At 54.5% G+C, this 25,727-nt stretch carries 23 protein-coding genes; 12 read left to right on the forward strand and 11 right to left on the reverse strand.

The features are described 5' to 3' along the window. Positions 1 to 26 precede the first annotated feature (26 nt). From ycfP to PGS10_RS17445, 3 genes are all read left to right on the forward strand, one after another. Positions 27 to 569 carry an alpha/beta hydrolase YcfP gene (gene ycfP / locus PGS10_RS17435; RefSeq protein ID WP_047046860.1) on the forward strand — a complete coding sequence of 181 codons (543 nt, stop codon included), beginning with the start codon at positions 27 to 29 and terminating at the stop codon, positions 567 to 569. A gap of 244 nt (positions 570 to 813) precedes the next feature. Beyond that, positions 814 to 2,118 carry an NAD(P)/FAD-dependent oxidoreductase gene (locus PGS10_RS17440; RefSeq protein WP_015367177.1) on the forward strand — a complete coding sequence of 435 codons (1,305 nt, stop codon included), beginning with the start codon at positions 814 to 816 and terminating at the stop codon, positions 2,116 to 2,118. Between the two features lie 205 nt (positions 2,119 to 2,323). Then, positions 2,324 to 2,863: a glycine zipper 2TM domain-containing protein gene (locus tag PGS10_RS17445; protein ID WP_052671546.1), complete on the forward strand. Its 540-nt coding sequence runs from the start codon at positions 2,324 to 2,326 to the stop codon at positions 2,861 to 2,863. A gap of 56 nt (positions 2,864 to 2,919) precedes the next feature. On the opposite strand, the gene PGS10_RS17450 is transcribed toward PGS10_RS17445, so the two are convergent. The 3 genes from PGS10_RS17450 to PGS10_RS17460 form a co-directional block, all read right to left on the reverse strand. Next, positions 2,920 to 5,109, reverse strand: coding sequence for a TonB-dependent siderophore receptor (locus PGS10_RS17450; RefSeq protein ID WP_316423301.1), 2,190 nt, complete (start codon positions 5,107 to 5,109; stop codon positions 2,920 to 2,922). A gap of 225 nt (positions 5,110 to 5,334) precedes the next feature. Further along, a complete protein-coding gene (locus PGS10_RS17455) occupies positions 5,335 to 5,970 on the reverse strand; it encodes a TetR/AcrR family transcriptional regulator (protein ID WP_045393711.1) in 636 nt (211 codons plus the stop codon). Next, positions 5,967 to 6,086, reverse strand: coding sequence for a hypothetical protein (locus tag PGS10_RS17460; RefSeq protein WP_161801890.1), 120 nt, complete (start codon positions 6,084 to 6,086; stop codon positions 5,967 to 5,969). The genes PGS10_RS17455 and PGS10_RS17460 overlap by 4 nt, the downstream gene beginning before the upstream one ends. A gap of 133 nt (positions 6,087 to 6,219) precedes the next feature. On the opposite strand from PGS10_RS17460, the gene bhsA reads away from it, so the two are divergent. Beyond that, complete coding sequence (gene bhsA, locus PGS10_RS17465) at positions 6,220 to 6,477, forward strand: multiple stress resistance protein BhsA (protein WP_045375056.1); 258 nt, start codon at positions 6,220 to 6,222, stop codon at positions 6,475 to 6,477. A gap of 229 nt (positions 6,478 to 6,706) precedes the next feature. Here bhsA and ldtC read toward each other — a convergent pair whose 3' ends face one another. Together ldtC and mfd are read right to left on the reverse strand one after the other, a co-directional pair. After that, entirely contained in the window at positions 6,707 to 7,666 is a 960-nt protein-coding gene (gene ldtC / locus PGS10_RS17470) for a L,D-transpeptidase LdtC (protein ID WP_045393713.1), read from the reverse strand. A gap of 165 nt (positions 7,667 to 7,831) precedes the next feature. Beyond that, positions 7,832 to 11,278, reverse strand: a complete 3,447-nt coding sequence (mfd, locus tag PGS10_RS17475; protein ID WP_045393716.1) for a transcription-repair coupling factor — start codon at positions 11,276 to 11,278, stop codon at positions 7,832 to 7,834. A 338-nt stretch (positions 11,279 to 11,616) separates the two neighbouring features. Between mfd and lolC the strand changes: the two genes are divergently transcribed. From lolC to PGS10_RS17505, 6 genes are all read left to right on the forward strand, one after another. Then, positions 11,617 to 12,816: a lipoprotein-releasing ABC transporter permease subunit LolC gene (gene lolC, locus PGS10_RS17480; RefSeq protein ID WP_213797673.1), complete on the forward strand. Its 1,200-nt coding sequence runs from the start codon at positions 11,617 to 11,619 to the stop codon at positions 12,814 to 12,816. Beyond that, on the forward strand, positions 12,809 to 13,510 hold the full coding sequence (lolD, locus tag PGS10_RS17485; RefSeq protein ID WP_316423302.1) for a lipoprotein-releasing ABC transporter ATP-binding protein LolD: 702 nt from the start codon (positions 12,809 to 12,811) through the stop codon (positions 13,508 to 13,510). The genes lolC and lolD overlap by 8 nt, the downstream gene beginning before the upstream one ends. Then, positions 13,510 to 14,754 carry a lipoprotein-releasing ABC transporter permease subunit LolE gene (gene lolE, locus PGS10_RS17490; protein WP_316423303.1) on the forward strand — a complete coding sequence of 415 codons (1,245 nt, stop codon included), beginning with the start codon at positions 13,510 to 13,512 and terminating at the stop codon, positions 14,752 to 14,754. Before lolD ends, lolE begins: the two co-directional genes overlap by 1 nt. A gap of 105 nt (positions 14,755 to 14,859) precedes the next feature. Beyond that, the gene (gene nagK, locus PGS10_RS17495) at positions 14,860 to 15,771 is read left to right on the forward strand and encodes an N-acetylglucosamine kinase (RefSeq protein WP_045393727.1); all 912 of its coding nucleotides are present in this window, start codon (positions 14,860 to 14,862) and stop codon (positions 15,769 to 15,771) included. A 14-nt stretch (positions 15,772 to 15,785) separates the two neighbouring features. Continuing rightward, positions 15,786 to 16,616, forward strand: a complete 831-nt coding sequence (gene cobB, locus PGS10_RS17500) for a Sir2 family NAD+-dependent deacetylase (RefSeq protein ID WP_047046845.1) — start codon at positions 15,786 to 15,788, stop codon at positions 16,614 to 16,616. 106 nt (positions 16,617 to 16,722) lie between these two features. Beyond that, positions 16,723 to 17,046, forward strand: coding sequence for a hypothetical protein (locus PGS10_RS17505; RefSeq protein ID WP_213797676.1), 324 nt, complete (start codon positions 16,723 to 16,725; stop codon positions 17,044 to 17,046). A 72-nt stretch (positions 17,047 to 17,118) separates the two neighbouring features. On the opposite strand, the gene PGS10_RS17510 is transcribed toward PGS10_RS17505, so the two are convergent. The 5 genes from PGS10_RS17510 to potA all read right to left on the reverse strand — a co-directional run bounded on the left by PGS10_RS17510 (position 17,119) and on the right by potA (position 22,121). Beyond that, positions 17,119 to 17,994 carry a DUF6708 domain-containing protein gene (locus PGS10_RS17510; protein ID WP_316423305.1) on the reverse strand — a complete coding sequence of 292 codons (876 nt, stop codon included), beginning with the start codon at positions 17,992 to 17,994 and terminating at the stop codon, positions 17,119 to 17,121. Positions 17,995 to 18,318: 324 nt separating this feature from the next. After that, positions 18,319 to 19,365: a spermidine/putrescine ABC transporter substrate-binding protein PotD gene (gene potD / locus PGS10_RS17515; RefSeq protein ID WP_020079135.1), complete on the reverse strand. Its 1,047-nt coding sequence runs from the start codon at positions 19,363 to 19,365 to the stop codon at positions 18,319 to 18,321. Continuing rightward, positions 19,362 to 20,147: a spermidine/putrescine ABC transporter permease PotC gene (gene potC / locus PGS10_RS17520; protein ID WP_045393735.1), complete on the reverse strand. Its 786-nt coding sequence runs from the start codon at positions 20,145 to 20,147 to the stop codon at positions 19,362 to 19,364. The genes potD and potC overlap by 4 nt, the downstream gene beginning before the upstream one ends. Beyond that, the gene (potB, locus tag PGS10_RS17525; protein ID WP_041908286.1) at positions 20,144 to 21,001 is read right to left on the reverse strand and encodes a spermidine/putrescine ABC transporter permease PotB; all 858 of its coding nucleotides are present in this window, start codon (positions 20,999 to 21,001) and stop codon (positions 20,144 to 20,146) included. The genes potC and potB overlap by 4 nt, the downstream gene beginning before the upstream one ends. Beyond that, positions 20,985 to 22,121 (reverse strand): spermidine/putrescine ABC transporter ATP-binding protein PotA, encoded by a 1,137-nt coding sequence (gene potA / locus PGS10_RS17530; RefSeq protein ID WP_020079134.1) that lies wholly within the window; start codon positions 22,119 to 22,121, stop codon positions 20,985 to 20,987. Before potA ends, potB begins: the two co-directional genes overlap by 17 nt. Positions 22,122 to 22,375: 254 nt before the next feature. On the opposite strand from potA, the gene pepT reads away from it, so the two are divergent. Together pepT and PGS10_RS17540 are read left to right on the forward strand one after the other, a co-directional pair. Beyond that, positions 22,376 to 23,599, forward strand: coding sequence for a peptidase T (gene pepT / locus PGS10_RS17535; protein ID WP_045361297.1), 1,224 nt, complete (start codon positions 22,376 to 22,378; stop codon positions 23,597 to 23,599). Between the two features lie 88 nt (positions 23,600 to 23,687). Continuing rightward, entirely contained in the window at positions 23,688 to 24,179 is a 492-nt protein-coding gene (locus PGS10_RS17540) for an REP-associated tyrosine transposase (protein WP_047046833.1), read from the forward strand. Positions 24,180 to 24,531: 352 nt separating this feature from the next. Here the strand turns inward: PGS10_RS17540 and PGS10_RS17545 are convergent, their stop codons facing one another. Then, positions 24,532 to 25,653 (reverse strand): cupin domain-containing protein, encoded by a 1,122-nt coding sequence (locus PGS10_RS17545; protein WP_045375085.1) that lies wholly within the window; start codon positions 25,651 to 25,653, stop codon positions 24,532 to 24,534. Positions 25,654 to 25,727: the final 74 nt, after the last annotated feature.

The raw sequence follows: 25,727 nt of genomic DNA on the forward strand, positions 1-25,727 counted from the left end.
GGGCGTTGTTGTCTGGTGAGGATACGATGATTATCTATTTACACGGTTTTGACTCTAACAGCCCCGGTAACCATGAAAAGGTGCTGCAGCTGCAGTTTATCGACCCTGACGTACGGTTGATTAGCTACAGTACGCTCCATCCAAAACATGATATGCAGCATTTGTTGAAGGAAGTCGACAAAATGCTGCAGCTCACTGCCGACGATCGGCCGCTGATATGCGGTGTCGGGTTAGGTGGCTACTGGGCGGAAAGGATTGGTTTTCTCTGTGATATTCGCCAGGCCGTGTTCAACCCGAATCTGTTCCCTCACGAGAACATGGAAGGGAAAATCGACAGGCCGGAAGAGTATCAGGATATCGCCACCAAGTGCGTGAACAACTTCCGTGAAAAAAATCGCGACCGCTGCCTGGTGGTGCTATCACGCCATGATGAGGCGCTGGATAGCCAACGCTCGGCTGACTTGCTGCATCATTATTACGAAATCATTTGGGATGAAGAACAGACGCATAAATTTAAAAGTCTTTCGCCGCACCTGCAGCGAATAAAGGCTTTTAAGACCCTCGGTTAATCCTGTTTTCACTTATTCAGCCCGCGGCGTGCAAACGCCGCGGGCTTTTTCTTGTCCATAATTGACGTTGTTCGTTTAAAAAATATGCGGTAAAACTTGATGCACATCAATTTTGGTATGACCAATGTTCCGTTCATGCTATTCTCGGTGCTGCTGAATGGTTTCATCGCTGCAACCTATTGTTAACTAAGAGCTATTTGGATAACTTTTAATTAACAATTGGTTAATAATTTTAGGGGGTCTTGTGACTACGCCATTGAAAAGAATCGTTATTGTAGGTGGTGGTGCCGGCGGACTGGAACTGGCTACTCAGTTGGGTAGAAAGCTGGGCCGCAACAAAAAAGCGAAAATTACGCTGGTGGACCGCAACCATAGCCACCTGTGGAAGCCGTTGCTGCACGAAGTGGCGACCGGTTCTCTGGATGAAGGCGTTGACGCGCTGAGCTATCTGGCGCACGCGCGCAACCACGGTTTCCAGTTCCAGCTAGGCTCGGTGGTGGATATCAATCGCGAAGGGAAAACCATTACCCTCGCGGAACTGCGTAACGAGAAAGGCGAGCTGTTGGTTGCCGAGCGTAAGCTGCCGTACGACACGCTGGTGATGGCGCTGGGCAGCACCTCCAATGACTTTAATACTCCTGGGGTGAAGGAAAACTGCATTTTCCTTGATAACCCGCACCAGGCGCGCCGTTTCCATCAGGAAATGCTTAACCTGTTCCTCAAGTATTCTGCAAACCTCGGCGCGAACGGTAAGGTCAATATCGCTATCGTCGGCGGAGGGGCCACCGGGGTTGAGCTGTCCGCTGAGCTACATAATGCGGTGAAACAGCTGCATAGCTATGGCTATAAAGGATTGACCAACGAAGCGCTGAACGTGACGCTGGTCGAAGCCGGCGAACGTATTCTTCCGGCGCTGCCGCCGCGTATTTCCGGCGCCGCGCACAATGAGCTGACCAAACTTGGCGTTCGTGTCCTGACCCAGACTATGGTGACCAGCGCAGACGTTAACGGCCTGCATACTAAAGACGGGCAGTTTATTGATGCCGACCTGATGGTGTGGGCAGCGGGCATCAAAGCGCCTGATTTTATGAAAGAGATTGGCGGCCTGGAGACCAACCGCATTAACCAACTGGTGGTTGAGCCAACGCTGCAGACCACCCGTGATCCGGATATTTACGCTATCGGCGATTGCGCCTCCTGCGCTCGTCCGGAAGGCGGCTTTGTACCTCCACGCGCCCAGGCGGCGCACCAGATGGCAACCTGCGCGCTGAATAACATTCTGGCGCAGATGAAAGGCAAAGCGCTGAAACCGTATGTCTACAAAGATCACGGTTCACTGGTGTCGCTGTCGAACTACTCCACCGTTGGCAGCCTGATGGGCAACCTGATGCGCGGCTCGATGATGGTTGAAGGGCGAATTGCGCGCTTCGTGTATATCTCGCTGTATCGCATGCATCAGATTGCGTTACACGGCTATTTCAAAACCGGCCTGATGATGCTGGTGGGGCGTATTAACCGTATTATTCGTCCGCGTCTCAAGCTGCACTAAGCGGCAAGTAATCAGGATAGCGTCATCGCGACGCTATCCTGAAAACACAGCATATCCTTCTGCCTGAATCGCAACTTCCCGTTAGGAATCCTCTGAATCCCCTTGATTTGCCGTAGGTTCCCGCATTTTTCATCCGCTTTCTGATTTGCATACCCCCTGAGCAGAACGCAGAATTGCTAGTAACAGCAATGAAGGAGGAACTCCCGTGAATAAATCAATGTTGGCGGGTATTGGGATTGGCGTTGCCGCCGCGTTGGGCGTCGCCGCCGTTGCCGGTCTCAATGTATTAGATCGTGGCCCGCAATATGCGCAAGTGGTGTCCAGTACGCCAATAAAAGAAAGCATAAAAACGCCGCGTCAGGAGTGCCGTAACGTCACCGTTACCCATCGTCGCCCGGTTCAGGATGAAAACCGTATTGCCGGTTCCGTTCTCGGCGCGGTCGCCGGCGGCGTGATTGGCCATCAGTTTGGCGGCGGTCGCGGTCGTAGCGTGGCAACCGTCGTCGGCGCGCTGGGCGGCGGCTATGCTGGTAACCAAATTCAGGGCTCGATGCAGGAAAACGACACCTATACCACCACCCAGCAGCGCTGTAAGACGGTCTACGACAAGTCGGAAAAAATGCTTGGTTATGACGTCACCTATAAAATCGGCGACCAGCAGGGCAAGATTCGCATGGATCATCAACCGGGGGCGCAAATACCTCTCGATAGCAACGGTCAGCTGATTCTGAATAACAAAGCGTAAAATAGCAGTTTTAAGCGATTAGCCCCTCAATCACTCAGGCTGAGGGGCTTTTTTTATCAGAACGTTAACGCGTAGTTCAGGCCGAAGGTCCGGCCGCGTCCTTTATATTCGTACAGCCCGGCGCTGCCATAGGTTGGGCTATACAACAGCGGCGCACGCTGTCCCCAGATGGTGACGTAATCTTCGTTCAGCAAGTTTTCGATGCTAAAGGTCAGTTTACCCACCGGGAGCAGATAGCTACCGATAAAATCGACGGTGTTGTACCCATCAAGCTTATTGCCACTGGCGTCGCTTAAATCAAATACCTGCTGGCTCTGCACACGCAGCGACCACGGGTCCGGCGCCCAGCCGACCCAGGCGGTGGCTTTCGACGGCGAGGCCAGGGTGACGTCCCACTTCTGCCAACTGCCATCGGTTTTAACTTGCGATTTCAGCACGTTGAAGTTAGCGCCCAGACTCCAGTCGCTATCAGGCACGAAGTAGTCCACCGCGCCTTCCACGCCGTAAATGCGACGTTTATCCGATTGCACATCAATGGTCATGTCGCTGCGGTTAACTACGATGGTTTTGTCTGATGTCGAATAATAAGCGGCAAGCTGCGTGCGCAGGTTGTCGCCGGTGTAGCGCCAGCCCAGCTCCCAGGAGTTAACTTTGATCCCCTGCAGCGGCGAGTCGCCGACGTTAACGCTCGAGATCAGCGGCAGATGGCCGTTAACCGCCGCGCCGTAGCTGCCGATACCATAATATTTTCCCGGATCCGGCAGTTCGACGCCCTGAGAGAAGTTAAACCAGGTCTGCTGGCGTTCGGTAATGTGGGCGACGATCCCGGCATTAAAGAGGAAGTTATCATAATCGGTCTTGCCGCCAGGAATGGCGTCAGCCGACCGGTATTTGCCTTTAGCGACATCCTGCTGCTGCGCGTAGCCGACAAAATCATCGACCCGGTTTTCCGTCCACTGATAACGCACGCCGCCGCTAAGGGTGAAGATGTCGTTCAGGTCGTAACTGCTTTGCAGGAACGGCGCAAGATTGGTGATGCTGTAGCCGGGATAACGGCCGGTGGTATAGGCAGACTGATTATTCAGGCCGCCGGAAGCCATCGCCTTATCCAGATCGAAGAACATCTGGTTGGAATTAAAGGTTTCATGGTCGGCGTCAACGCCCCAGGTCAGATCCCATCCCGTTAGCGGCTGGCTGTTGAAGGTGATCTTAGCGCCGTACTGATCGGTATCCTGCTGTGAGGCGGAAAAACTGCTGATTTTGCCTTTGCTCAAGGCCGGGAAGGGGTAGAAGGTCAGCGACTCATCGCGGTAGTAAATCTGGCTGACCAGATTCTGGCCGAAGAAGTCGGCGTCGGAATATTGCAGGCTGATCAAATGACGCTCGGTGCCGGGCACGCGGTCAGAGTTAAGCCCGTCAGAGGTCCAGGCTTTACTTTCACCAAGCACCGCCGACATATCTTTGCCCAGATTCAGACCATAATCATCGCCCTGGCTTTTATAGTACTGCGTGACCAGCTGGAGCTGGCGCTGGTCATCGATTTCTATGGTTCCGGTGCCCATCACGTCGAGTCGGTCCGAATGTTGTAAGCCGGTTTGCGTATTATCGAGGATCAGCGCGTCATTGTTGGCGTCATACCAGCCGCCGAAGCGTTGATACGCCACTGATAGACGGCCGGAAGCATGATCGGTACCGCCGCTGACGGCCGCCGCCACCCGTTCATCACGATCGTTGCTATTGGCAAAGCCGGTTTTACCACCCAGCTCCAGATCCACCTGGCGTTCCTGTTGGCCCTTTTTCGTGACGATATTAATCAGACCGCCGGTACTGCCGCCGCCGTATAACGATGTGGCGCCGGAAATAACTTCAATATGTTCGATGTTAAACGGATCGATGGCATCAAGCTGGCGGCTATCGGTGCGCGATGAATTGAGGCGCACGCCGTCGATCAGTACCACGATGGCGCGTCCGCGCATGTTCATGCCGTAGTTGGTACGCCCCTGGCTGCTGACATCTATTCCGGGGATTAACTGCGCGAGGACGTCTTTAAACTCTTTACCACCCTGAACCTGTTGCTCAATTTCCTGGCCTTCAATCACCCAGGTGGTTTGCGCCATCTCGGCGACGGTACGGTGGTTACGGTTGGCGCTGACGATGATATCGTCTTCATCGGCGGCCTGCGCGGCAAAGGCAGGCAGGGCGGTGGCCAGCAGCAGGGGATTGAGCAGCCAGAGGCGCTTGTTCATTCGCATTCCTTGATATGAGTTAGTCATTACTGTTGTTATTTTTTTCAGCCACAGGCGCGGCTGTTACAGCGTGAAACATATAGAAAGACAAATGCGAATTTTGCACATATTGATTATCGTTATCAATATCATTTACAACAAATCAACATAATGAAAATATTGAGAAAAGTAAGGGTATTTAGCAGAAGGGGAAAAAACCGGCGAGCGAGGGCCGCCGGTAGGGGATTAAGGTTGCAGGATTTGCGGCCACAGGCGCAGCGTAGTGTCGCTAATTTGTTTCAGGGTGGCGAAATCAGCGCCTTCGCGCGCGCTGATTGACATTCCTTGCAGCACGCAGTTTAAAAACTGCGCCAACTGCAAGACATTGCCCTGCGCAGGGAGTTCGCCGCGCTGCTGGCGCTGCTGTAAAAATTGCGTCAACGTTTGTTCCTGCACCGCGTGCCGCGACTTAATAGTGTTGGCGATATCGGTTGAAGAGGCGGCCAGCGCCGCGGAGGTGTTAATCATAAAACAGCCTGCCGGGGTATCTTTGCTGGTAAAGCAGGTAGCGACAGCGGTGAAATAGTCGCGCAGCGCCTGATCGACGGTTTTTTGGTCATCGAATAGCAGTGCTTCATGTTTCGCGGCAAAGCGGGAGATGTAGCGATCCAGCACCGCGCGGAATAAGCCTTCTTTGTTCACGAACTCGGCGTACAGCGTCGGGGCTTTCGCGCCGGTCGCTTCGACGAGATCGGCAAGCGAAGTTGCTTCATAGCCGTGCTGCCAGAAAAGTGTCATGGCCTTGTCCAGCGCCGCGTCCCTGTCGAACACTTTAGGTCGGCCACGGCTTTTTTTTGCGCAACTTTGAACGTCAGTTGTCATGATGCCGTTGTACCTATGTTGGGTTGTTGAACGGCCATTATAAAAATAAACGTGTCATGCTGCCAGCGGCAGAAGTCCAAAAATAAATAATTCATATATGTATGAAAATTAAGCATTTTATAAATAGTTAAATGATCGTTATAAAAATGAGTTGACCTGTGACATGGATCACATTATCATTTACCTATCGATCGTTAAGTTAATTCTTACGACCCTACTATAAAAATCATCTGCATAGGTATAATAATCATGAAAAACGTCCAAAAACTGGCACTTGCTGCCGTACTGAGCTCACTCTCATTTGCAAGTTTCGCCGCTGTTGAGGTGCAATCCACCCCAGCAGGCCAACATAAAATCGGTACCGTTTCCGCATCCGCCGGCACCAATCTGGGTTCGCTCGAAGATCAGCTGGCGCAGAAAGCCGACGAAATGGGGGCGACCTCTTACCGCATTACTTCGGTAACCGGTCCTAATACCCTGCACGGTACCGCAGTTATCTATAAATAAATGTTGTAACCCCTGTCATGCCACTGACAAAACGCGTTCCTGACCCCCTTCAGCAGAACGCGTGTAGTAAGCAGTAAATGTAGTTCCCTTTGTTATGCCACTCTCGCGACGCGGTCCACACCCCTTCATGGGACCGCGCCCCGCGAAACCTCGTCAGCGAAGCTGGCGATTGCCACAAAAAAACCCGCCGTGCCTGGCGGGTTTTTACTTTCTGCAATTCGCAAATGTATTACAAGGCTTGCTCGGCGGAAAGCTGGTGGTGGGTCACATCGACCGGCATTCCGGAACGCAGCGCCATTGCGCTTTCCATTACTTGCTGATTGGTCTGCGGCGCCTGCTTAAAGTTCTTCATGCTGGCGTTCAGGACGATTGGCAGCGTTTGCGGATCGTCATTGATATGTTCGGAGAGCGGCTGGTGGACTTCCACCAGACGGGTACCGTTTGGCTCTACCGAAACTTTGATAGGTTCGTTGATGATATTCACCCTGGTGCCCGGCGTGATTTTGTTATACAGAGACTTTATATCAGCATCGCGCAGGCGGATACAGCCTGAACTGACGCGCATCCCGATGCCAAAATCGGCGTTGGTGCCGTGCAGTAGATAGACACCGCCGTAGGCTGCAAGACGAATCGCGTGATGTCCCATCGGGTTATTCGGCCCGGCCGGAACCACTGCCGGCAAATCGATCCCCATCGCTTTATAACGCGCGCGAATGTTGGCGGTTGGCGTCCAGGTCGGGTTGGCGCGCTTATCTGAAACGGTAGTGACCATCGTCGGAGTCAGGGTATCGCCGCCAAGCTGGCCGATACCGATCGGGTAAACGGTCACGCTATTCTGTCCCGGTGGATAATAGTACAGACGCAGCTCGGCGATATTGAGCACCAGACCTTCACGGGGGGCGTCAGGCAGCAGTGTCTGCAGCGGGATGGTCAGCACGCTCCCGGCGCGCGGCACATAAGGATCGACACCGGGATTAGCCTGCAGCAGCGCGAGAAAACCAACGTTGTATTTTTTGGCAATCGCTTCCAGCGACCCGCCGTTATCCTGCACTACATGAAACTGATTCTGCCCGACCAGTCGGCTACCGCTCGGCGGTAACGGCCAGGTATTGGCGCGGGCGGGAAGGGCCAGCGTCGCCGCGAGAGCGAATGCCGTCAGCCAGGTTGAAACACGCGAGATATTTATCATTACCATAATTCCACAATAAACAAACGGTTATTTTTATAAGATAATCAATGTCAATTATGGCGCGGGAGAGTGTTGGGAAATCCAGGTGGATTGCAAAATGTTTGTAAAGTTTGCTAACTGTGACAGGTAAAGAGATGCGGTTTTGACAACCGCATCTCTTCGTTCTCAAGCGGTAGCGTTTTCTTCCAGCTGACGCATAAACTGGCGTACCCAGTCCATGCGCGTTTTACGCTCATCAAGCTCCTGGAAGAATTTGAGCCGTGTCGGCCCATCCAGCCGGTAATGCTGCGGCTGCTTCTGCAATAGACCGATAAGCCAGACCGGATTAACGTTATTTTTCTCGTTAAACTCGATCACGCCGCCTTTTTCATTGCACTCCAGCTTGCGGATCCCCAGCTTTTGCGCCTGCTGGCGTAGGCGCGTGATATCCAGCAAATTACGCGCCGCATCCGGCAATGTACCAAAGCGATCGATCAGCTCGACTTTGATCTCATCGAGATCGTGTTCGTTTTTGGTGCTGGCGATACGCTTATAGAACGACAGACGGGTGTTAACGTCGGGAATAAAGTCATCCGGCAGCAGCGCCGGCATGCGCAGCTCCACTTCCGTCTGCTGGCTGGTGAGATCTTCCAGCGACGGCTCGCGACCCTCTTTCAGGGCATCGACGGCGTTCTCCAGCAGTTCCATATACAGCGAGAAGCCGATGGTTTCCATCTGTCCGCTCTGACCTTCTCCCAGCAGTTCGCCGGCGCCGCGAATTTCAAGATCGTGGGTCGCGAGGGCAAAACCGGCGCCGAGGTCTTCCAGCGACGCGATAGCTTCCAGGCGTTTCTGCGCGTCGGTAGTCATCGCTTTTGGATGTGGGGTGAGCAGCCAGGCGTAGGCCTGATGGTGCGAACGACCCACGCGGCCGCGCAGCTGGTGCAACTGGGCAAGGCCGAAGTGATCGGCGCGCTCAATGATGATGGTATTGGCGGTCGGGATATCGATGCCGGTTTCAATGATTGTCGTACAGACCAGCACGTTAAAACGCTGGTGATGGAAATCATTCATCACCCGTTCCAGTTCGCGTTCGCGCATCTGGCCGTGACCGATGGCAATTCGCGCCTCCGGTACCAGTTCAGCCAGACGATCCGCCGCTTTCTGAATATTTTCAACATCGTTATACAGATAGTAAACCTGACCGCCGCGCAGGACTTCACGCAGGATCGCCTCGCGAACCACCAGCGCGTCGTATTCACGAACAAAGGTTTTTACCGCCAGACGGCGAGCTGGCGGGGTGGCGATAATGGACAGATCGCGCATTCCGCTCATCGCCATATTCAGCGTACGCGGAATAGGCGTGGCGGTCAGCGTCAGGATATCGACGTCCGCGCGCATCGCCTTGATGCGTTCTTTATGACGCACCCCGAAGCGGTGTTCTTCATCGACGATAAGCAGACCCAGGTCGCGCAGCTTGACTTCATTTTGCAGCAGCTTATGGGTACCGATCAGAATATCGATTTTACCTTCTGCCGCCTGTTCGAGGATCTGCGCCTGCTCTTTGGCGCTGCGGAAACGGGATAGCATCTCAATACGTACCGGCCAGTTGGCGAAGCGGTCGCGGAAGTTATCGTAGTGCTGCTGGGCGAGCAGGGTGGTAGGCACCAGCACGGCCACCTGTTTGTGGTTTTCGACGGCGAGGAAGGCGGCGCGCATCGCCACTTCGGTTTTCCCGAAGCCAACGTCGCCGCAGACCAGGCGGTCCATTGCCAGCGGCTGGCACATATCGCTGAGAACGGCGTTAATTGCCTGCGCCTGATCCGGCGTGGTTTCGAACGGGAAACCGTCGCAGAATAATTGATACTGCTCGCGGTCATGCTTAAAGGCGAAGCCTTCTTTGGCCGCGCGCTGGGCGTAGATATCCAGCAGTTCGGCGGCCACGTCGCGCACTTTCTCCGCCGCTTTTTGCCTTGCCCGCGCCCAGGCGTCGCCGCCCAGTTTGTGTAGCGGCGCATTTTCTTCCGCGCCGCCGGCGTAGCGGCTAATCAAATGCAGTGACGATACCGGGACGTACAGTTTGGCGTCGTTGGCGTAGGTCAGCATCAGATATTCGCCTTTGATGCCCCCGGCTTCGAGGGTGGTCATCCCTGCATAACGACCCACCCCGTGTTCAAGATGCACCACCGGCTGTCCGATATGCAGTTCCGCCAGGTTGCGAATGAGCGTGTCGGGGTTAATGGTACGGCGGGAATCCTGACGGCGGCGGGCGACGCGTTCGCCCAGCAGATCGCTTTCGCAAATCAGCGCCAGATTTGCCTGGCTGTCGATAAATCCGTGCTCGGCGGCGCCGATCATCAGGAAGCGACCATTTCCGGTTGCTTCCTGCAGGCGCAATATATGTTTTGGCGCAACTTTGATGCGTGCCAGCATTTCGCTCAGCGCCTCGCGGCGGCCTTCGCTTTCCACTGAGAAAATCACCGGGCCGCTGAAGGATTCAAGGAAGCGGCGCAGGTTGTCCAGCGGCGCTTTATTTTGCGCCTGAATCGCCAGCTCGGGCAGGGGTTGATAGCCGAGGTTAGTATGAGCGGCTTTCTCCGCCAGACGTTCAGTTTTTAACTGGACCCGCGGCCATTTTTTCAGCTCGCTAAAAAGCTCGTCGCTGCGCAGCCACAGCTGCTCCGGCGGTAGCAGCGGGCGCATCGGATCGACGCCGCGGTTTTCAAAGCGGGCGCGGGTCTCATTCTGGAAACGCTCGGCGCTGTGCTCCAGATCGCCGGTATTCACAATCAGCGTACTGGGCGGGAAATAGCTAAACAGCGGCGGCAGCGGCTCGTTGAAGAACAGCGGTTGCCAGTATTCGATCCCGGCGGGCAGGGTACCTTTGCTCACCTGCTGGTAGATATGTTCCGGGTCGCGCTTCACGTCAAAGCGATCGCGCCACTGGCTGCGGAACAGTTCGATCGCCGCCTGGTCGGTCGGGAACTCATGTGCCGGCAGCAGATTGATGGCCTCGACTTCTTCCAGAGTACGCTGGCTATCAACATCGAATAACCGCAGGCTGTCTATTTCGTCATCAAAGAAATCGAGGCGATAGGGCTGCTCGCTGCCCATCGGGAAGAGATCGAGCAGGGCGCCGCGGGTCGCGTATTCGCCGTGTTCCATTACCTGATCGACATGGCGGTAACCGGCGCTGTCCAACTGCGTACGTAGCGCATCGCGCGACAGACGCTGCCCTTTTTTCATTACCAGCGCGTGACCGTGCAGATAATTATGCGGGCAGACCTTCTGCATCAGAGTGCTTACGGGAACGATAAGCACTCCGCGCTGCATGGTCGGCAACTGATATAAAGTCGCAAGGCGCGAAGAGATAATATCCTGATGTGGCGAAAAGCTATCGTAGGGCAGGGTTTCCCAGTCAGCGAGGCCGATCACCATGCTATCGGTAAATTGCCTGATTTCATCATTCAAACGCAGGGCGTTTTGCATGTCGGGCGCAACCAGCACCACCGGGCCATGATGGCGTTCGGCCATTTCGGCTACCAGCGTGGCGCAGGCGGCGCCGGTGAGTTCGCCAAGCTGGCGCTGATCGCCGGCTTTGACCGGCAGAGTATAGCGATATTGTTCAGGCATAACGGTTGTCAGGATCCCTTAGCGCCTATCCCATCAGGCGATTGTTTGTACTGTTTGGCCGCAGTCGGCCAACTCGCTCTACGATGTAGGGGCAAATTGCTGATATTCAATGTCTCTGATTATCCGCAATTGGTCTGATTTCGCCAACCCGATTGGCCTCCTGCGCCATGTTTTCTACAGCGCAAGGCGATTGATAAATATATACACTCTAAATTAACTTTCTGATTTAAAACTATTACTTTGTTATTTTGGCGAAAAAATCTACCGTATCAGCGATTTACGCGTTGGGCTATGCCATATATACTCGAACATCGGCTATCAGCAACCAGATGGATTACATGTACCAACCTGCCGCACTATTTATCGGCCTTCGCTACATGCGCGGGCGCGCAGCCGACCGCTTCGGCCGTTTCGTCTCCTGGCTTTCGACCATCGGCATTACGCTTGGCGTGATGGCGCTGGTGACCGTCCTGTCGGTGATGAACGGTTTTGAGCGTGAGCTGCAAAACAACATCCTGGGGCTGATGCCGCAGGCTATCATTAGCGCCCAGCAGGGCTCTATCAACCCGCAAAAAATGCCGGAAAGCGCCGTTAAGCTGCAGGGCGTGACGCGCGTCGCGCCGCTCACCACCGGTGATGTGGTGCTGCAAAGCGCCCGCAGCGTCGCCGTCGGCGTGATGCTGGGTATCGACCCGGCGCAAAAAGATCCGCTGACGCCTTACCTGGTGAACGTGAAACAAAGCGATCTGCAGGCCGGCAAATATAACGTCATTCTCGGTGAACAGCTGGCCGGCCAGTTGGGGGTTAACCGTGGCGATCAAATTCGCGTGATGGTGCCTTCCGCCAGCCAGTTTACGCCGATGGGCCGTGTCCCGAGCCAGCGTTTGTTTAACGTCATCGGCACCTTTGCCGCTAACAGCGAAGTCGATGGCTATCAAATGCTGACCAACATTGATGACGCCTCCCGCCTGATGCGCTATCCGCTGGGCAATATTACCGGCTGGCGTCTGTGGCTCAGCCAACCGCTGCAGGTTGATATGCTCAGTCAACAGAAGCTGCCCGACGGCACCAAATGGCAGGACTGGCGCGAGCGCAAAGGCGAGTTGTTCCAGGCTGTGCGAATGGAGAAAAATATGATGGGGCTGCTGCTGAGCCTGATCGTCGCCGTCGCCGCTTTCAACATCATTACCTCTCTTGGCATGATGGTGATGGAGAAGCAGGGCGAGGTGGCTATTCTGCAGACCCAGGGGCTGACGCCGCGGCAGATCATGGCCGTCTTTATGGTACAGGGCGCCAGCGCTGGTATTGTCGGCGCGCTGCTTGGCGCGCTGCTCGGCGTGCTGTTGGCCAGCCAGTTGAATAATTTGATGCCGATTATCGGCGCGTTTTTGGACGGCGCGGCCCTGCCGGTGGCGATTGAGCCGCTGCAGGTGATTATTATCGCTCTGGTGGCGATGGCGCTGGCCCTGTTGTCTACGTTGTATCCTTCCTGGCGCGCTGCCGCCACCCAACCCGCTGAGGCTTTACGTTATGAATAAGATCCTGCTGCAATGCGACAACCTGTGCAAACGCTATCAGGAAGGCAACGTGCAAACCGATGTGCTGCACGATGTCAGCTTCAGCATTCAAGAGGGTGAAATGATGGCGATTGTCGGCTCTTCAGGTTCCGGCAAAAGTACGCTACTGCACCTGCTTGGCGGGCTGGATACGCCGACCTCCGGCGATGTTATTTTCTCCGGTCAGCCGATGAGCTCGCTTTCTGCGGCGGCTCGCGCCGATCTGCGTAACCGCGAACTCGGGTTTATCTATCAGTTCCACCATCTGCTGCCGGACTTTACCGCGCTGGAAAACGTGGCGATGCCGCTGCTGATTGGCAAGAAAAAAGCGGCGGATATCGAATGCCAGGCGAAAGCGATGCTGCAGGCGGTGGGCCTGGAACACCGTAGCCACCATCGTCCGTCTGAGCTTTCCGGCGGCGAGCGCCAGCGCGTGGCGATTGCTCGGGCGCTGGTGAACAAACCGCGGCTGGTACTGGCTGATGAACCGACCGGCAACCTCGACGCCCGCAACGCCGACAGCATTTTTGAGCTGCTGGGCGAGCTCAACGTGGCGCAGCGTACCGCTTTCCTGGTGGTGACTCATGACCTGCAACTGGCGAAACGGATGAACCGCCAGTTGGAGATGCGCGATGGCCGCCTGACGGCCGACCTGACCCTGATGGGGGCCCAGTAATGGCTTCACCGTTATCGTTACTGATTGCGCTGCGTTTTAGCCGCGGCAGACGCCGCGGCGGTATGGTCTCGCTGATTTCCGTCATCTCTACTATCGGCATCGCATTAGGCGTGGCGGTACTGATCGTCGGCCTGAGCGCGATGAACGGTTTTGAGCGCGAGCTCAACAATCGCATTCTGGCGGTGGTGCCGCACGGCGAAATCGAGCCGGTTAACCAGCCGTGGAATAACTGGAACGAGGCGCTGTCGAAGGTTGAAAAAGTGAAAGGCATCGTCGCCGCTGCGCCCTATATCAACTTTACCGGGCTGGTGGAGAGCGGCAGCAATATGCGCGCCATTCAGGTCAAGGGCGTCGATCCGCAGCAGGAGAGCCGCCTGAGTTCGCTACCAAACTTTGTGCAGAACAACGCCTGGGCTGGTTTTAAGGCCGGCGAGCAGCAGGTGATTCTGGGCAAAGGCGTCGCCGATGCGCTGCATGTGAAGCAGGGCGATTGGGTGTCGATCATGATCCCCAATTCAGATTCCGAGCACCAGCTGTTGCAGCCGAAACGCGTCAGGCTACACGTGACCGGGATTCTGCAACTGAGCGGCCAACTGGACCATAGCTTCGCGATGATCCCGATGGCGGACGCCCAGCAGTATCTGGATATGGGCAGCAGCGTGACCGGCATCGCCATTAAAGTCACCGACGTCTTCCACGCCAATACGTTGGTACGCGACGCCGGCGAGGTGACCAACAGCTACGTCTATATCAAGAGCTGGATCGGCACCTACGGCTATATGTACCGTGATATTCAGATGATTCGCGCCATTATGTATCTCGCCATGGTACTGGTTATCGGCGTCGCCTGTTTTAACATCGTCTCGACGCTGGTGATGGCGGTAAAAGATAAAAGCAGCGATATTGCGGTGCTGCGCACGCTTGGCGCGAAAGACGGCTTAATCCGCGCGATTTTCGTATGGTATGGTTTATTGGCCGGTTCGGTCGGGAGCCTGATCGGGGTGGTTATCGGCGTGGTAGCCGCGCTGAAGCTGACATCGATTATCAACGGTATCGAAACGTTGATCGGGCATAAATTCCTTTCCGGCGACATCTATTTTATTGACTTCCTGCCGTCTGAATTGCACTGGCTGGACGTCGTTTATGTGCTGGTGACAGCACTGTTGCTGAGTTTGCTGGCCAGCTGGTATCCCGCCCGCCGCGCCAGTCGTATTGACCCGGCGAGGGTGCTGAGTGGCCAGTAATTTATCGTCGTGGCCCGTCAAACGCCGCATCCCTTAGGCCAGTGCTGTGAAAGCAGATACAGCCCAAAGGATGAGGGGTTGGGGCCAATAAGAGGAATGGCTGAAATGTACTACGGATTTGACATTGGCGGCAGCAAGATAGCGTTGGGCGTATTTGATAACGCCCGACAACTGCAGTGGGAAAAACGCGTCCCCACTCCGACGGAAAGCTATGAGGCTTTCCTGCAGGCGATTGAAGCGCTGGTTCGCGAAGCCGATCGGCGCTTTGGCGTGGAGGGCGCGGTCGGTATCGGTATCCCCGGTATGCCGGAAACCGCGGACGGCAAGCTGTATGCCGCCAACGTTCCCGCCGCCAGCGGCCAACCGCTGCGCGTTGATCTCAGCGCACGCCTGGGGCGTGAAGTTCGTCTTGATAATGACGCCAACTGCTTTGCGTTATCTGAAGCGTGGGATGATGAATTTACCCAATATCCGCTGGTGATGGGGTTAATCCTCGGCACCGGCGTCGGCGGCGGGATCGTGCTTAACGGCAAATCAATAACCGGTCACAGCTACATCACCGGCGAGTTCGGTCATATTCGTCTGCCGGTGGACGCCCTGGAAGTAGTGGGGCGCGATTTTCCGCTAACCCGCTGCGGCTGCGGCCAGCTCGGCTGCATCGAGAACTATCTTTCCGGCCGCGGATTCGCCTGGCTGTATCAGCATTTTTATCATCAATCCTTAACTTCGCCACAGATCGTCGATCTGTGGCAGCAGGGTGATGCGCAGGCGCGGGAGCACGTCGAACGTTACCTCGATCTACTGGCCGTTTGTCTGGGCAATATCCTCACCATTGTCGATCCGGATCTGCTGGTGTTAGGTGGCGGATTATCTAATTTTACTGCTATAACCGAAGGGCTGGCGCAGCGCCTGCCGCGTCATTTGCTTCCGGTCGCCCGGGTGCCGCGCATTGAGCGCGCGCGTCACGGCGACGCCGGAGGTATGCGCGGTGCGGCCTTCCTTCATTTGACTCATTAATTACAGGGGTAGCTATGCTGTCGCGCCGCTTACATCGCTTAAGCCGTTTCCGCCGTAAAAAACGCCAGTTGCGCGATCGCTTACGGCAACGTGTCTTCTTCGGCGAAGACAAAACGCCGCCGCAGGCAATAGACAAACCGCGGGTGGTGGTGTTAACCGGCGCCGGTATTTCGGCGGAGTCGGGGATTAAAACCTTCCGCGCCGCCGATGGCCTGTGGGAAGAGCACCGGGTGGAAGATGTGGCGACGCCGGAAGGTTTTGCCCGTGACCCGGCGCTGGTGCAGGCGTTTTATAACGCCCGCCGCCGCCAGTTGCAGAGCGCGGAAATCGCGCCCAATGCCGCGCATCTGGCGCTGGCGAGGCTGGAAGAGGCGCTGGGCGATCGTTTTCTGCTGGTGACGCAGAACATCGATAATCTGCACGAGCGCGCGGGTAACCGCCGGGTTATCCATATGCACGGCGAGTTACTGAAAGTACGCTGCTCGTGGAGCGGACAGGTGCTGGAGTGGACCGGCGACGTGACGGCGGATGACAAATGCCACTGCTGCCAGTTCCCGGCGGCGCTGCGCCCGCACGTGGTATGGTTCGGCGAGATGCCGCTGGGCATGGATGAGATCTACAGCGGGCTGGCCGAGGCCGATATCTTTATCGCGATAGGGACTTCCGGGCACGTCTACCCGGCCGCGGGTTTTGTCCATGAAGCTCGTCTGCACGGCGCGCATACCGTCGAGCTTAACCTCGAACCCAGCCAGGTCGGCAGCGAATTCGCTGAGAAACATTACGGGCTGGCAAGCGAAGTGGTGCCCGAGTTTATTGACAAGCTGCTGCAGGAAAATAGATTATAGAAGGAACGTAGTGTAAAAGCGTGCAGAGGCGTTAGTTTAACCACTTCGCCTTGGTACGCTCTTTTTTTTCGCCATATGGAATGGCTGATGATGACAGGAGTCAAAAATGAACAATCCGCTAGTTGTCGAGACGAGTATGCTGATCGCGGCCGTTGCCGTTGGTGTTATTAGCCAAAATGGCTTGTCCAAACAATCTGATGCAAGAAATATTCTCTTTCTCGTCTGTCTTTTAGTCGGCGTGGCTAGCGCCTTGAGCCTATTATTTGATGGCCTTCTTCTGCTTTTTACTGGCGATTTAGCTACAGGCAGCATGCGAATTATAGGGCCATTCGTGTTACTTATTATTCTGTGGAAACCCGTCAACGTCCTGGTGGGAAAAATCGATGATTTTTTGCAGCGCAAAGAAGCCAACAGCAAGCGCGACCGTTAAAATTGGAATGGGAAACACATGAGCGGTCGGAGGCACCCGACCGTCATGAGCGCTTAAGGACACGACTTGCGTTTAACTTTCTGAGGTTGATTCAGCTTGCGCGGAATCAGACCAGACCGTATCCGGAAGTCTTCGCATAATCCAGTACAGCGCCAGAGCGTCTGCTAAAATGAGCGGAACGATGAAAAATGATATCACCCAGAATAATGGGTTGCAGATGGGAAAAATGGTGGTCCAGCGATCGCTCTCATCGGCGCGTGACAACATTCTATTGCTCAGCGTAGTTACGCAATATTTAAAGGAGTAGCGGAGTGTTGGCAAGATATAAACGGGAGAATTAATACCGCGCATATAGTCGTTACACCATTGCCAGGATATGGCATAGTTTAGAATCGTATCTTCAAGGTTAATGGAATAGCGAGAGGCGTTATAAAACAAAGGTATATTATCATCGCTGATGACAACTTTGACCCTTGGGCTAGCTGGTGGGCTGATATGCCAGGTATACCAGGTTCGTGAACTTGCAGAACCGGAACCGTTTCTTAAACTGGGGTGAATAACCTCATGCCAGTTGAAAACTAACGTTTCGACGGGCCATTGAGAAAAAATATTATAGTTGATGCAATGCTTCTGGACATAAATTTTCTGCTCCTGGCGATTTAGTCGAACCATCAACGATTTTGGCTTGATGATGAATAGTCTTACTGCATGTATGCCGCTATATAATAATAAGAGAAGTATAGGCACAAGAAATATAAGCTCCTGGAGATAACCGATCAACGGAGTGAGAATAAACAGGGCTGTCAGAGAAACCAGTACCATAGTAAAAGGCAGCGTGATGCCTAACCATTCACTTCGTGGTATATTCCTGCTGATATCACAGTAAATATCATTAACTTCAGTAACACCGAAGAGTGGTGGGGCTTTAGTTTTTGCGCGGGCCATCATTCCATTTCCTTATGGGGAACCTACGGTGAATCTTTTAAATATTGCTAACGGGTTGTATTGGGGATGTTAAGTAATACAGAGTATCTCTTTCGTGATTAGCCTCTTTTATTTACCCCAGACGAGACCGGCGGCAAAGCGGCAGTATCGATGCAAAACATCGACGACGGCGAGACAGCTGCAAAGCATATAATTATTGAATAAATTCGGATAAAGTGAATAACCCGCAGCGCTTAATTAACGCATGCATTTAAGCGGATATTGACAGTGAATATATTATTTTTTATATGCTGGATAGCATCGACGCTATCCAGCATATTATTACAATTAACGACCGGCTTTCAACTTCTGGTAATACTCTTCATAAATAGCGCTGGCGCTGCCGACATCATTTTGCCATTCGCCTTTTTCGATAGTGGCGGCATCCGGATACAGCGATTTATCGTTGGCGACTTCCGGGCTGAGCATTTTGCGAGCGGCCAGGTTCGGCGTCGGATAACCGATAGTTTCAGCTACCTGTTTCGCGACATCAGGGCGCAGCAGGAAGTTAATTAGCTTCAGCGCACCGTCAACGTTTTTGGCATTCGCCGGAATCGACAGGCTATCCATCCAGAAGATGCCGCCTTCTTTTGGCCAAATCACTTCCAACGGGGTACCTGCCTGACGCGCGACATAAGCGGAACCGTTCCATACCATGCCGAGGTTCACTTCGCCTTCCATATACGGGTTTGCCGGGTTATCGGAGTTGAACGCCGCGACGTTTGGCATCAGTTTTTTCAGCTCGTTATAAGCCGCTTCAATCTCTTTTGGATCGGTGGTGTTACCGGAATAGCCCAGTTTACGCAGCGCCATCTGGAACACCTCGCGCGCGTCGTCGGTCAGCAGCAGGCTGCTTTTATATTCCGGTTTCCACAGGTCGGCCCAACTGGTCACGGTTTTCGGGTCGATAGCATCGCTATTGACGCCGATTGCCGTCGCGCCCCAGATGTAGGGAATCGAGTAGTCGTTATTCGGGTCGAAAGGTTTATTCAGCATCTGCGGATCGAGGTTGCTGAAGTTACTCAGCTTGCTCTTATCAATCTTTTGCAGCATGCCTTCTTTACGCATTTTGTCGACGAAATAGGTCGATGGCACCACCAGATCGTAAGCGCCGTCTTTATAGGTTTTGAGCTTGGCGTACATGGTTTCATTCGACTCGTAGGTCGAATAGATCACCTTGATGCCGGTCTCTTTGGTGAACTGTTCCAGCAGGCCTGGCGGCACGTATTCGGTCCAGTTATAGAAGTAGAGCGTTTTGCTATCGTCTGCCTGCGCGGCGCCCATGCCTAAAGCCAGAGCGCCCGCAGCGAGCAGGTGGCGTGACCATTTTTTCATTTTGACGTCCCCTGAGTTTTATCACGTGCAATTAACTGACTGGCGATGACCATCACCAGCGAAAGAACCAACAGAATTGTCGCCAGCGCGTTCACTTCTGGCGAAACGCCGACCTTTACCATCGAATAGATCTTCAGCGGCAGAATTTCATATCCTGGACCCGTAACGAACGAAGAGACCACCACGTCATCCATCGACAGGGTAAAGCTCAACAGCCACCCGGCGGCCACTGCCGGCAACGCCAGCGGCAGAATGATTTTGCGCAGGATGGTCATCTCGCTGGCGCCGAGGTCTTTCGCCGCTTCCAGCATGCGTACATCAAAGCCTTTCAGGCGTGAGAACACGGTTACCACCACGAAGGGCAGGCAGAAGGTGATATGCGAAAACAGCAGCGACCAGAAGCCCAGCTGAATACCGATCAGCATAAACAGCACCAGCAGGGAGATAGCCATCACGATATCCGGCGACATCATCACGACGAATAGCATTCCGCTGACGAACGGCTTACCGCGAAAACGGTAGCGATACAGCGCCACGGCGGTGAGCGAGCCGATAAGCGTGGCGAAGGTCGCCGACAGGACCGCCATGGTCAGCGAGTGCTGGGCGGCCTGCAGCAGGCTATCGTTATTCATCAGTAGGCTATACCAGTCGGTGGTGAAGCCTTGCCAGTTGATGCCAAAGCGCGAGCGGTTAAACGAGTTAACGATCAGAATAATAATAGGGATGTAGAGATACGCGTAAATGGCGGTCATAAAGCCGCCGCGCAGCAGTCGACCGATCATTCCAGTTCCACCTTTTTATTCAGCAGGCGCGCCGCGCGCCAGTAAATCAACAACATCAGCCCCATCACCAGCGTTAAGGTGATACTGGTCGCCGCGCCGAACGGCCAGTCGCGGATATTCAGGAACTGACTCTTGATAACGTTGCCGATCAGCAGGTTTTTGGCGCCGCCCATCAGGTCTGAAACATAAAAGAGCCCCATTGCCGGCAGCATCACCAGCAGACAGCCGGCGATAATTCCCGGCATGGTGAGCGGTATAATGATGCGGATAAAGGTCTGCAGCTTGCTGGCGCCGAGGTCTTTTGCCGCCTCCAGCAGCGGACGATCCAGTTTTTCAATGCTGGAGTAGAGTGGCATCACCATAAACGGCAGCAAAATGTAGACCAGGCCGATGATCACTGCTGACGGCGTGTACATAATGCGTACCGGCGTATCGATAACCCCTGACCACAGCAGGAACTCGTTCAGATAGCCTTTGGTACTGAGGAAAATCTTCAGCCCATAGATACGAATAAGCGAGTTAGTCCAGAACGGAACGATCAGCAGGAACAGCAGCAGCGGGCGTACTTTTTGCGGCAAGCGCGCCAGAAACCACGCGAACGGATAGCCCAACGCCAGGCAGGCGAGGGTCGCCAGCAGCGCCATATTCAACGAATGCAGCAGCACATCGTAATAGAGCGGATCCAGCAGCCGCGAGTAGTTATCGAGCGTGAAGACCATTTTGACGAAGTTCGCATCGTCGCGGGTCAGGAAGCTGGTGGCGATGATCATCAGGTTGGGCAGAAAGACGAACAGTACAAGCCAACCCACGATGGTGGCGATCACCACATTCTGGAATTTACTGGTGTTCTTCATCGGCCAGCACAACCTCCCAGCTTTCTACCCAATTAATGGCCATTTTCTGGTCGAGCGAGTGGTCAAAGTCCGGATCGTCTTCATTGAAGAATTCGCTGACCATGACCATCTTGCCGTTTTCCAGCTCAACAACCGACTCAAGGGTCATTCCCTTGTAGTTGCGCTCGCGCACGTAGCCGATAAGGCCGTCCGCTTCGCTACCGTGATGAATTTCATCAACGCGTAGATCTTCCGGACGGAGCAGTACGTTCAGCTGTTGCCCTTTCTCAACGGCGAAGTTGACGTAGATATTGCACTCGCGGCCTTCGACGCAGGCGCGTACGCGCTGTTCATCCAGGCGTTCAATAACGGTTGCGTTGAAGATGTTGATTTCGCCAATAAAACTGGCGACGAACAGATTCTTCGGCTCTTCGTAGATTTCACGCGGGGTACCGTCCTGCTCGATTTTGCCATCGCGCATTACCACAATGCGGTCGGACATGGTCAGGGCTTCTTCCTGGTCATGGGTGACGAAAACAAAAGTGATGCCGAGCTTGCGCTGTAGCGCTTTGAGTTCGTTCTGCATCTGCTTACGCAGCTTGTAGTCGAGCGCCGAGAGCGACTCATCAAGCAGCAGCAGACGCGGTTTGTTGACCACCGCCCGGGCGATGGCGACGCGCTGCTGCTGGCCGCCGGAGAGCTGGTGGGGTTTGCGCTGGGCAAATGTCTCCAGCTGTACCATTTTCAATGCGTCCACCACCCGCGGGGTGATTTCTGCCGCCGGGGTTTTTTGCATCCGCAGGCCGAAGGCGACGTTTTCAAACACCGTCATGTGCGGGAATAGCGCGTAGCTTTGGAATACGGTATTGACGTGGCGGTTTTCCGCCGGGACATGGGTGATATCCTGGTCTTCCAGGTGGATACGTCCGACATCGACGCTTTCCAGACCAGCGATTAGACGAAGAACGGTTGTTTTACCGCAGCCAGAGGGGCCAAGCAGGGTGAGAAATTCACCATTATTGATGGTTAAGTTGAGATCGGAGATAACGGTCTTACCATCAAAGCTTTTGCGAATTCCCGCGAGTTGTACCAGCGGAGAAAGCGAACGCGGTTGTATATTCAATTTTTGACTCTGTCCCATGTAGACGCAACGGAAAAGGGATCGCTGCGGGGTTTGTGATTAACCACCTTTGGGGTTGCACATAATTAATAAGGGCCAGCATTTTACGGCAAACGATTGTAATCGCCAATCATTGTTGTTCTGCGGTGTATCACCTTTACACAGAATGCACGCAAATGTATTAAATTTTGGTTTACGGGCTAAAAATGACCTGACGCAATATTTGTCTTTTCGCCCTTATTGATAATGTTGTCACAAAAAAAGAGGGTGGCCACATGGATAAATTGCTTGAGCGTTTTCTGCAGTATGTTTCTTTAGATACGCAATCGAAGCCTGGCGTACGTCAGGTTCCCAGTACCGAAGGGCAGTGGAAGCTGCTGCGTTTGCTGCAGAGCCAACTGGAAGAAATGGGGCTGGTCAACGTGACGCTAAGTGAGAAGGGGACGGTGATGGGGACGCTGCCGGCCAATGTCGCAGGGGAAATCCCGGCCATCGGTTTTATTTCCCACGTCGATACCTCGCCGGATTTCAGCGGTAAGAACGTGAATCCGCAAATTGTTGAAAACTACCGCGGCGGCGATATCGCCCTCGGCATCGGCGATGAAGTGTTGTCGCCGGTGATGTTCCCGGTTCTGCATCAGCTGTTAGGCCAGACGCTTATTACCACCGACGGTAAAACGCTGCTCGGCGCCGACGACAAAGCGGGCATCGCTGAGATCATGACGGCGTTGGCGACGCTGCAGGCGAAAAAAATCCCTCACGGTGATATTCGTGTTGCTTTTACGCCGGATGAAGAGGTCGGGAAGGGCGCGAAGCACTTTGACGTTGCCGCGTTTGATGCCCGCTGGGCGTACACCGTTGATGGCGGCGGGGTCGGTGAGCTGGAATTTGAAAACTTCAATGCCGCGTCGGTCACTATCAAAATCGTTGGCAATAATGTGCATCCAGGTACCGCGAAAGGGGTGATGGTTAACGCTTTATCGCTGGCGGCGCGAATTCATGCCGAAGTGCCCGCCAATGAAGCGCCGGAAACCACCGACGGTTATGAAGGCTTTTATCACCTGACCAGCATCAAAGGCAGCGTTGACCGGGCGGAGATGCACTATATTTTGCGTGATTTCGATCGCAAGCAGTTTGAAGCGCGTAAACGCAAAATGATGGAGATCGCCAAAAAGGTCGGTAAAGGGCTGCACCCTGACTGCTACATTGAACTGGTGATCGAAGATAGTTATTACAACATGCATGAGAAGGTGATTGCCCATCCGCACGTAGTTGACATCGCGCGTCAGGCGATGGTGGACTGCGATATCGAGCCGCAGATAAAGCCAATACGCGGCGGTACCGACGGCGCCCAGCTCTCGTTTATGGGATTACCGTGCCCGAATCTGTTTACCGGCGGCTACAACTATCACGGTAAGCACGAGTTTGTCACGCTGGAAGGCATGGAGAAAGCCGTGCAGGTGATTGTGCGGATTGCGGAGTTGACGGCGAAACGCTAAACCAGAGCCCGGTCCTGTAGGCCCGGTAAGGCGTGAGTCGCCACCGGGCAAAAAGAGTCCATATAAGCTGAAGAGGAGGGAACCTCTGATGTCAAATTATCGCCGTAGTTATCTCCCCGGCGGCTGCTGGTTTTTCACCGTAAACCTGCAAAATCGCCACAGCGATCTGCTGACACGACATATTGATCATCTTCGTGCCGCGATAGCCTGTGCTAAACGTAAGAGACCTTTCCAGATTAACAGTTGGGTTGTGTTACCTGAACATATGCACTGTATTTGGACGTTGCCGGAAGGCGATTCCGATTATTCTGGTCGTTGGCGGGAAATTAAAAAGTCTTTTACGCGTGCGTTAGCGCAGAGCCAGATCTGGCAGCCGCGTTTTTGGGAACATGCTATCCGTAATGATGAAGATTATCGGCGTCATATGGATTACGTTTATATCAATCCAGTGAAACACCGGCTTGTCGGACGTGTGAGTGATTGGCCATATTCAACGTTCCATCGTGATGTGAGGCAGGGGTTATATCCTGAGGATTGGGCAGGGCACATCGCCGAAATGGATGCCGGAGAGCGGCGGTAATATGCCGGATGGCGGCTACGCCTTATCCGGCCTACGGTGCCGATGCCGTTTGTAGGCCCGGTAAGCGCAGCGCCACCGGGCAGGTTTTAGGTTGATGCCATTTGTAGGTCCGGTAAGCGTAGCGCCACCGGGAAGGATGTGGGTTGATGTGGTTTGTCGGCCCGGTAAACGCAGCGCCACCGGGCAGGTTTTAGGTTGATGCCATTTGTCGGCCCGGTAAGCGTAGCGCCACCGGGCAGGTTTTAGGTTGATGTGGTTTGTAGGCCCGGTAAGCGCAGCGCCACCGGGCAGGATGTAGGTTGATGTGGTTTGTAGGCCCGGTAAGCGCAGCGCCACCGGGCAGGATGTCGACTCAGTCCTCGAAGAACCAATAGCCGCTGTTGACCAGCGCCGCCAGCATGGCGAGGAAAGATGGGTCTTCCAACGCATCGCCGAAATGTTCGGCGCGCAGCGACAGGTGCGTTGCCAGCGCGTCAAGCGCCGGGCGGTGCGGAGAATTGATTTTCTCGCCGTTGACGAACACTTCGCCATCGATTCGCAGCACGCGCAGGCCGCCGAGGCGGGCGAGCTTATCGCCCTGCTGCAGCGCATCGTAAATTTCATCTGGCTGATATGGCGGCTCCGGCGGCGCCACGTCAAGCTCGTGGCGGGATTGGGTAATGAACTCGCCAAACCACTGCTTAAAGTGCTCAGGCTGGTTAATCAGCCCCAGCATCATCTCGCGCAGACGATCCAGCTCAACCGGCAGAATATCGGCCGGATGGTCGCGGGATGGCACGTCCGGGTCGGCATAGCGCTGACTACCCAGTTCTCGTTGCAAAATATAGTCAGCAAAGCCGCTGAACAGCTCGCGAGCGTTCGGCGCACGATAGCCGACCGAATAGTTAAGCGAATTTTCCAGCGAATAGCCTTCATGCGGGAATCCTGGCGGAATGTAGAGAATATCGCCAGGTTCCATCTCTTCATCGATGATGGCTTCAAACGGATCAACCTGCAGCAGATCCGGATGCGGGCAGTGCTGTTTCATCGGCACCTTTTCGCCCACGCGCCAGCGCCGGCGGCCGGTACCCTGAATGATAAACACGTCGTATTGATCAAGGTGCGGGCCCACGCCGCCGCCGGGGACGGAGAAGGAGATCATCAGGTCATCGATACGCCAGTCCGGTAGGGCGCGGAAGGGATGCATCAACGCCGCCGTCGGCTCGTGCCAGTTGTTCACCGCTTGCACCAGCAGCGACCAGTTGTTTTCGCTAAGATGATCGTAGCTTTCAAATGGACCATGGCTGACCTGCCATTTTCCGTCCTGATGACTCACCAGACGGCTGTCGACCTCGCTCTCCATGGCCAGGCCGGCCAGTTCATCCGGGCTGATTGGGTCGATGAAATTGGCGAAGCCGCGCTTTAACACTACCGGGCGTTTTTGCCAGTAGCGTTCGATAAAGTCGGGCCAGTTAAGCGTTAATTGATAGTCCATATTTATATTCCACAGCAGGTGTCTGTCTGGGATTATAACGGATGCGACGCCGCGGCGATGCAGGCGCCGTTAAA

Origin of the sequence: Klebsiella sp. 141153 (genome assembly GCF_032601995.1) — a bacterium.
Taxonomy (GTDB): domain Bacteria; phylum Pseudomonadota; class Gammaproteobacteria; order Enterobacterales; family Enterobacteriaceae; genus Klebsiella; species Klebsiella aerogenes.

What these genes read in the sequence shown, in the direction of transcription:
- ycfP (WP_047046860.1), top strand. Translation starts at nt 27, where the DNA reads ATGATTATCTATTTACACGGTTTTGACTCTAACAGCCCCGGTAACCAT.
- potB (WP_041908286.1), bottom strand. Translation starts at nt 21,001, where the DNA reads ATGAAGAACACCAGTAAATTCCAGAATGTGGTGATCGCCACCATCGTG.
- cobB (WP_047046845.1), top strand. Translation starts at nt 15,786, where the DNA reads ATGCTGTCGCGCCGCTTACATCGCTTAAGCCGTTTCCGCCGTAAAAAA.
- potC (WP_045393735.1), bottom strand. Translation starts at nt 20,147, where the DNA reads ATGATCGGTCGACTGCTGCGCGGCGGCTTTATGACCGCCATTTACGCG.
- mfd (WP_045393716.1), bottom strand. Translation starts at nt 11,278, where the DNA reads ATGCCTGAACAATATCGCTATACTCTGCCGGTCAAAGCCGGCGATCAG.
- PGS10_RS17460 (WP_161801890.1), bottom strand. Translation starts at nt 6,086, where the DNA reads ATGCTTAATTTTCATACATATATGAATTATTTATTTTTGGACTTCTGC.
- lolE (WP_316423303.1), top strand. Translation starts at nt 13,510, where the DNA reads ATGGCTTCACCGTTATCGTTACTGATTGCGCTGCGTTTTAGCCGCGGC.
- nagK (WP_045393727.1), top strand. Translation starts at nt 14,860, where the DNA reads ATGTACTACGGATTTGACATTGGCGGCAGCAAGATAGCGTTGGGCGTA.
- potA (WP_020079134.1), bottom strand. Translation starts at nt 22,121, where the DNA reads ATGGGACAGAGTCAAAAATTGAATATACAACCGCGTTCGCTTTCTCCG.
- PGS10_RS17450 (WP_316423301.1), bottom strand. Translation starts at nt 5,109, where the DNA reads ATGAACAAGCGCCTCTGGCTGCTCAATCCCCTGCTGCTGGCCACCGCC.
- potD (WP_020079135.1), bottom strand. Translation starts at nt 19,365, where the DNA reads ATGAAAAAATGGTCACGCCACCTGCTCGCTGCGGGCGCTCTGGCTTTA.
- PGS10_RS17510 (WP_316423305.1), bottom strand. Translation starts at nt 17,994, where the DNA reads ATGATGGCCCGCGCAAAAACTAAAGCCCCACCACTCTTCGGTGTTACT.
- pepT (WP_045361297.1), top strand. Translation starts at nt 22,376, where the DNA reads ATGGATAAATTGCTTGAGCGTTTTCTGCAGTATGTTTCTTTAGATACG.
- lolD (WP_316423302.1), top strand. Translation starts at nt 12,809, where the DNA reads ATGAATAAGATCCTGCTGCAATGCGACAACCTGTGCAAACGCTATCAG.
- PGS10_RS17455 (WP_045393711.1), bottom strand. Translation starts at nt 5,970, where the DNA reads ATGACAACTGACGTTCAAAGTTGCGCAAAAAAAAGCCGTGGCCGACCT.
- lolC (WP_213797673.1), top strand. Translation starts at nt 11,617, where the DNA reads ATGTACCAACCTGCCGCACTATTTATCGGCCTTCGCTACATGCGCGGG.
- PGS10_RS17505 (WP_213797676.1), top strand. Translation starts at nt 16,723, where the DNA reads ATGAACAATCCGCTAGTTGTCGAGACGAGTATGCTGATCGCGGCCGTT.
- bhsA (WP_045375056.1), top strand. Translation starts at nt 6,220, where the DNA reads ATGAAAAACGTCCAAAAACTGGCACTTGCTGCCGTACTGAGCTCACTC.
- PGS10_RS17540 (WP_047046833.1), top strand. Translation starts at nt 23,688, where the DNA reads ATGTCAAATTATCGCCGTAGTTATCTCCCCGGCGGCTGCTGGTTTTTC.
- PGS10_RS17545 (WP_045375085.1), bottom strand. Translation starts at nt 25,653, where the DNA reads ATGGACTATCAATTAACGCTTAACTGGCCCGACTTTATCGAACGCTAC.
- ldtC (WP_045393713.1), bottom strand. Translation starts at nt 7,666, where the DNA reads ATGATAAATATCTCGCGTGTTTCAACCTGGCTGACGGCATTCGCTCTC.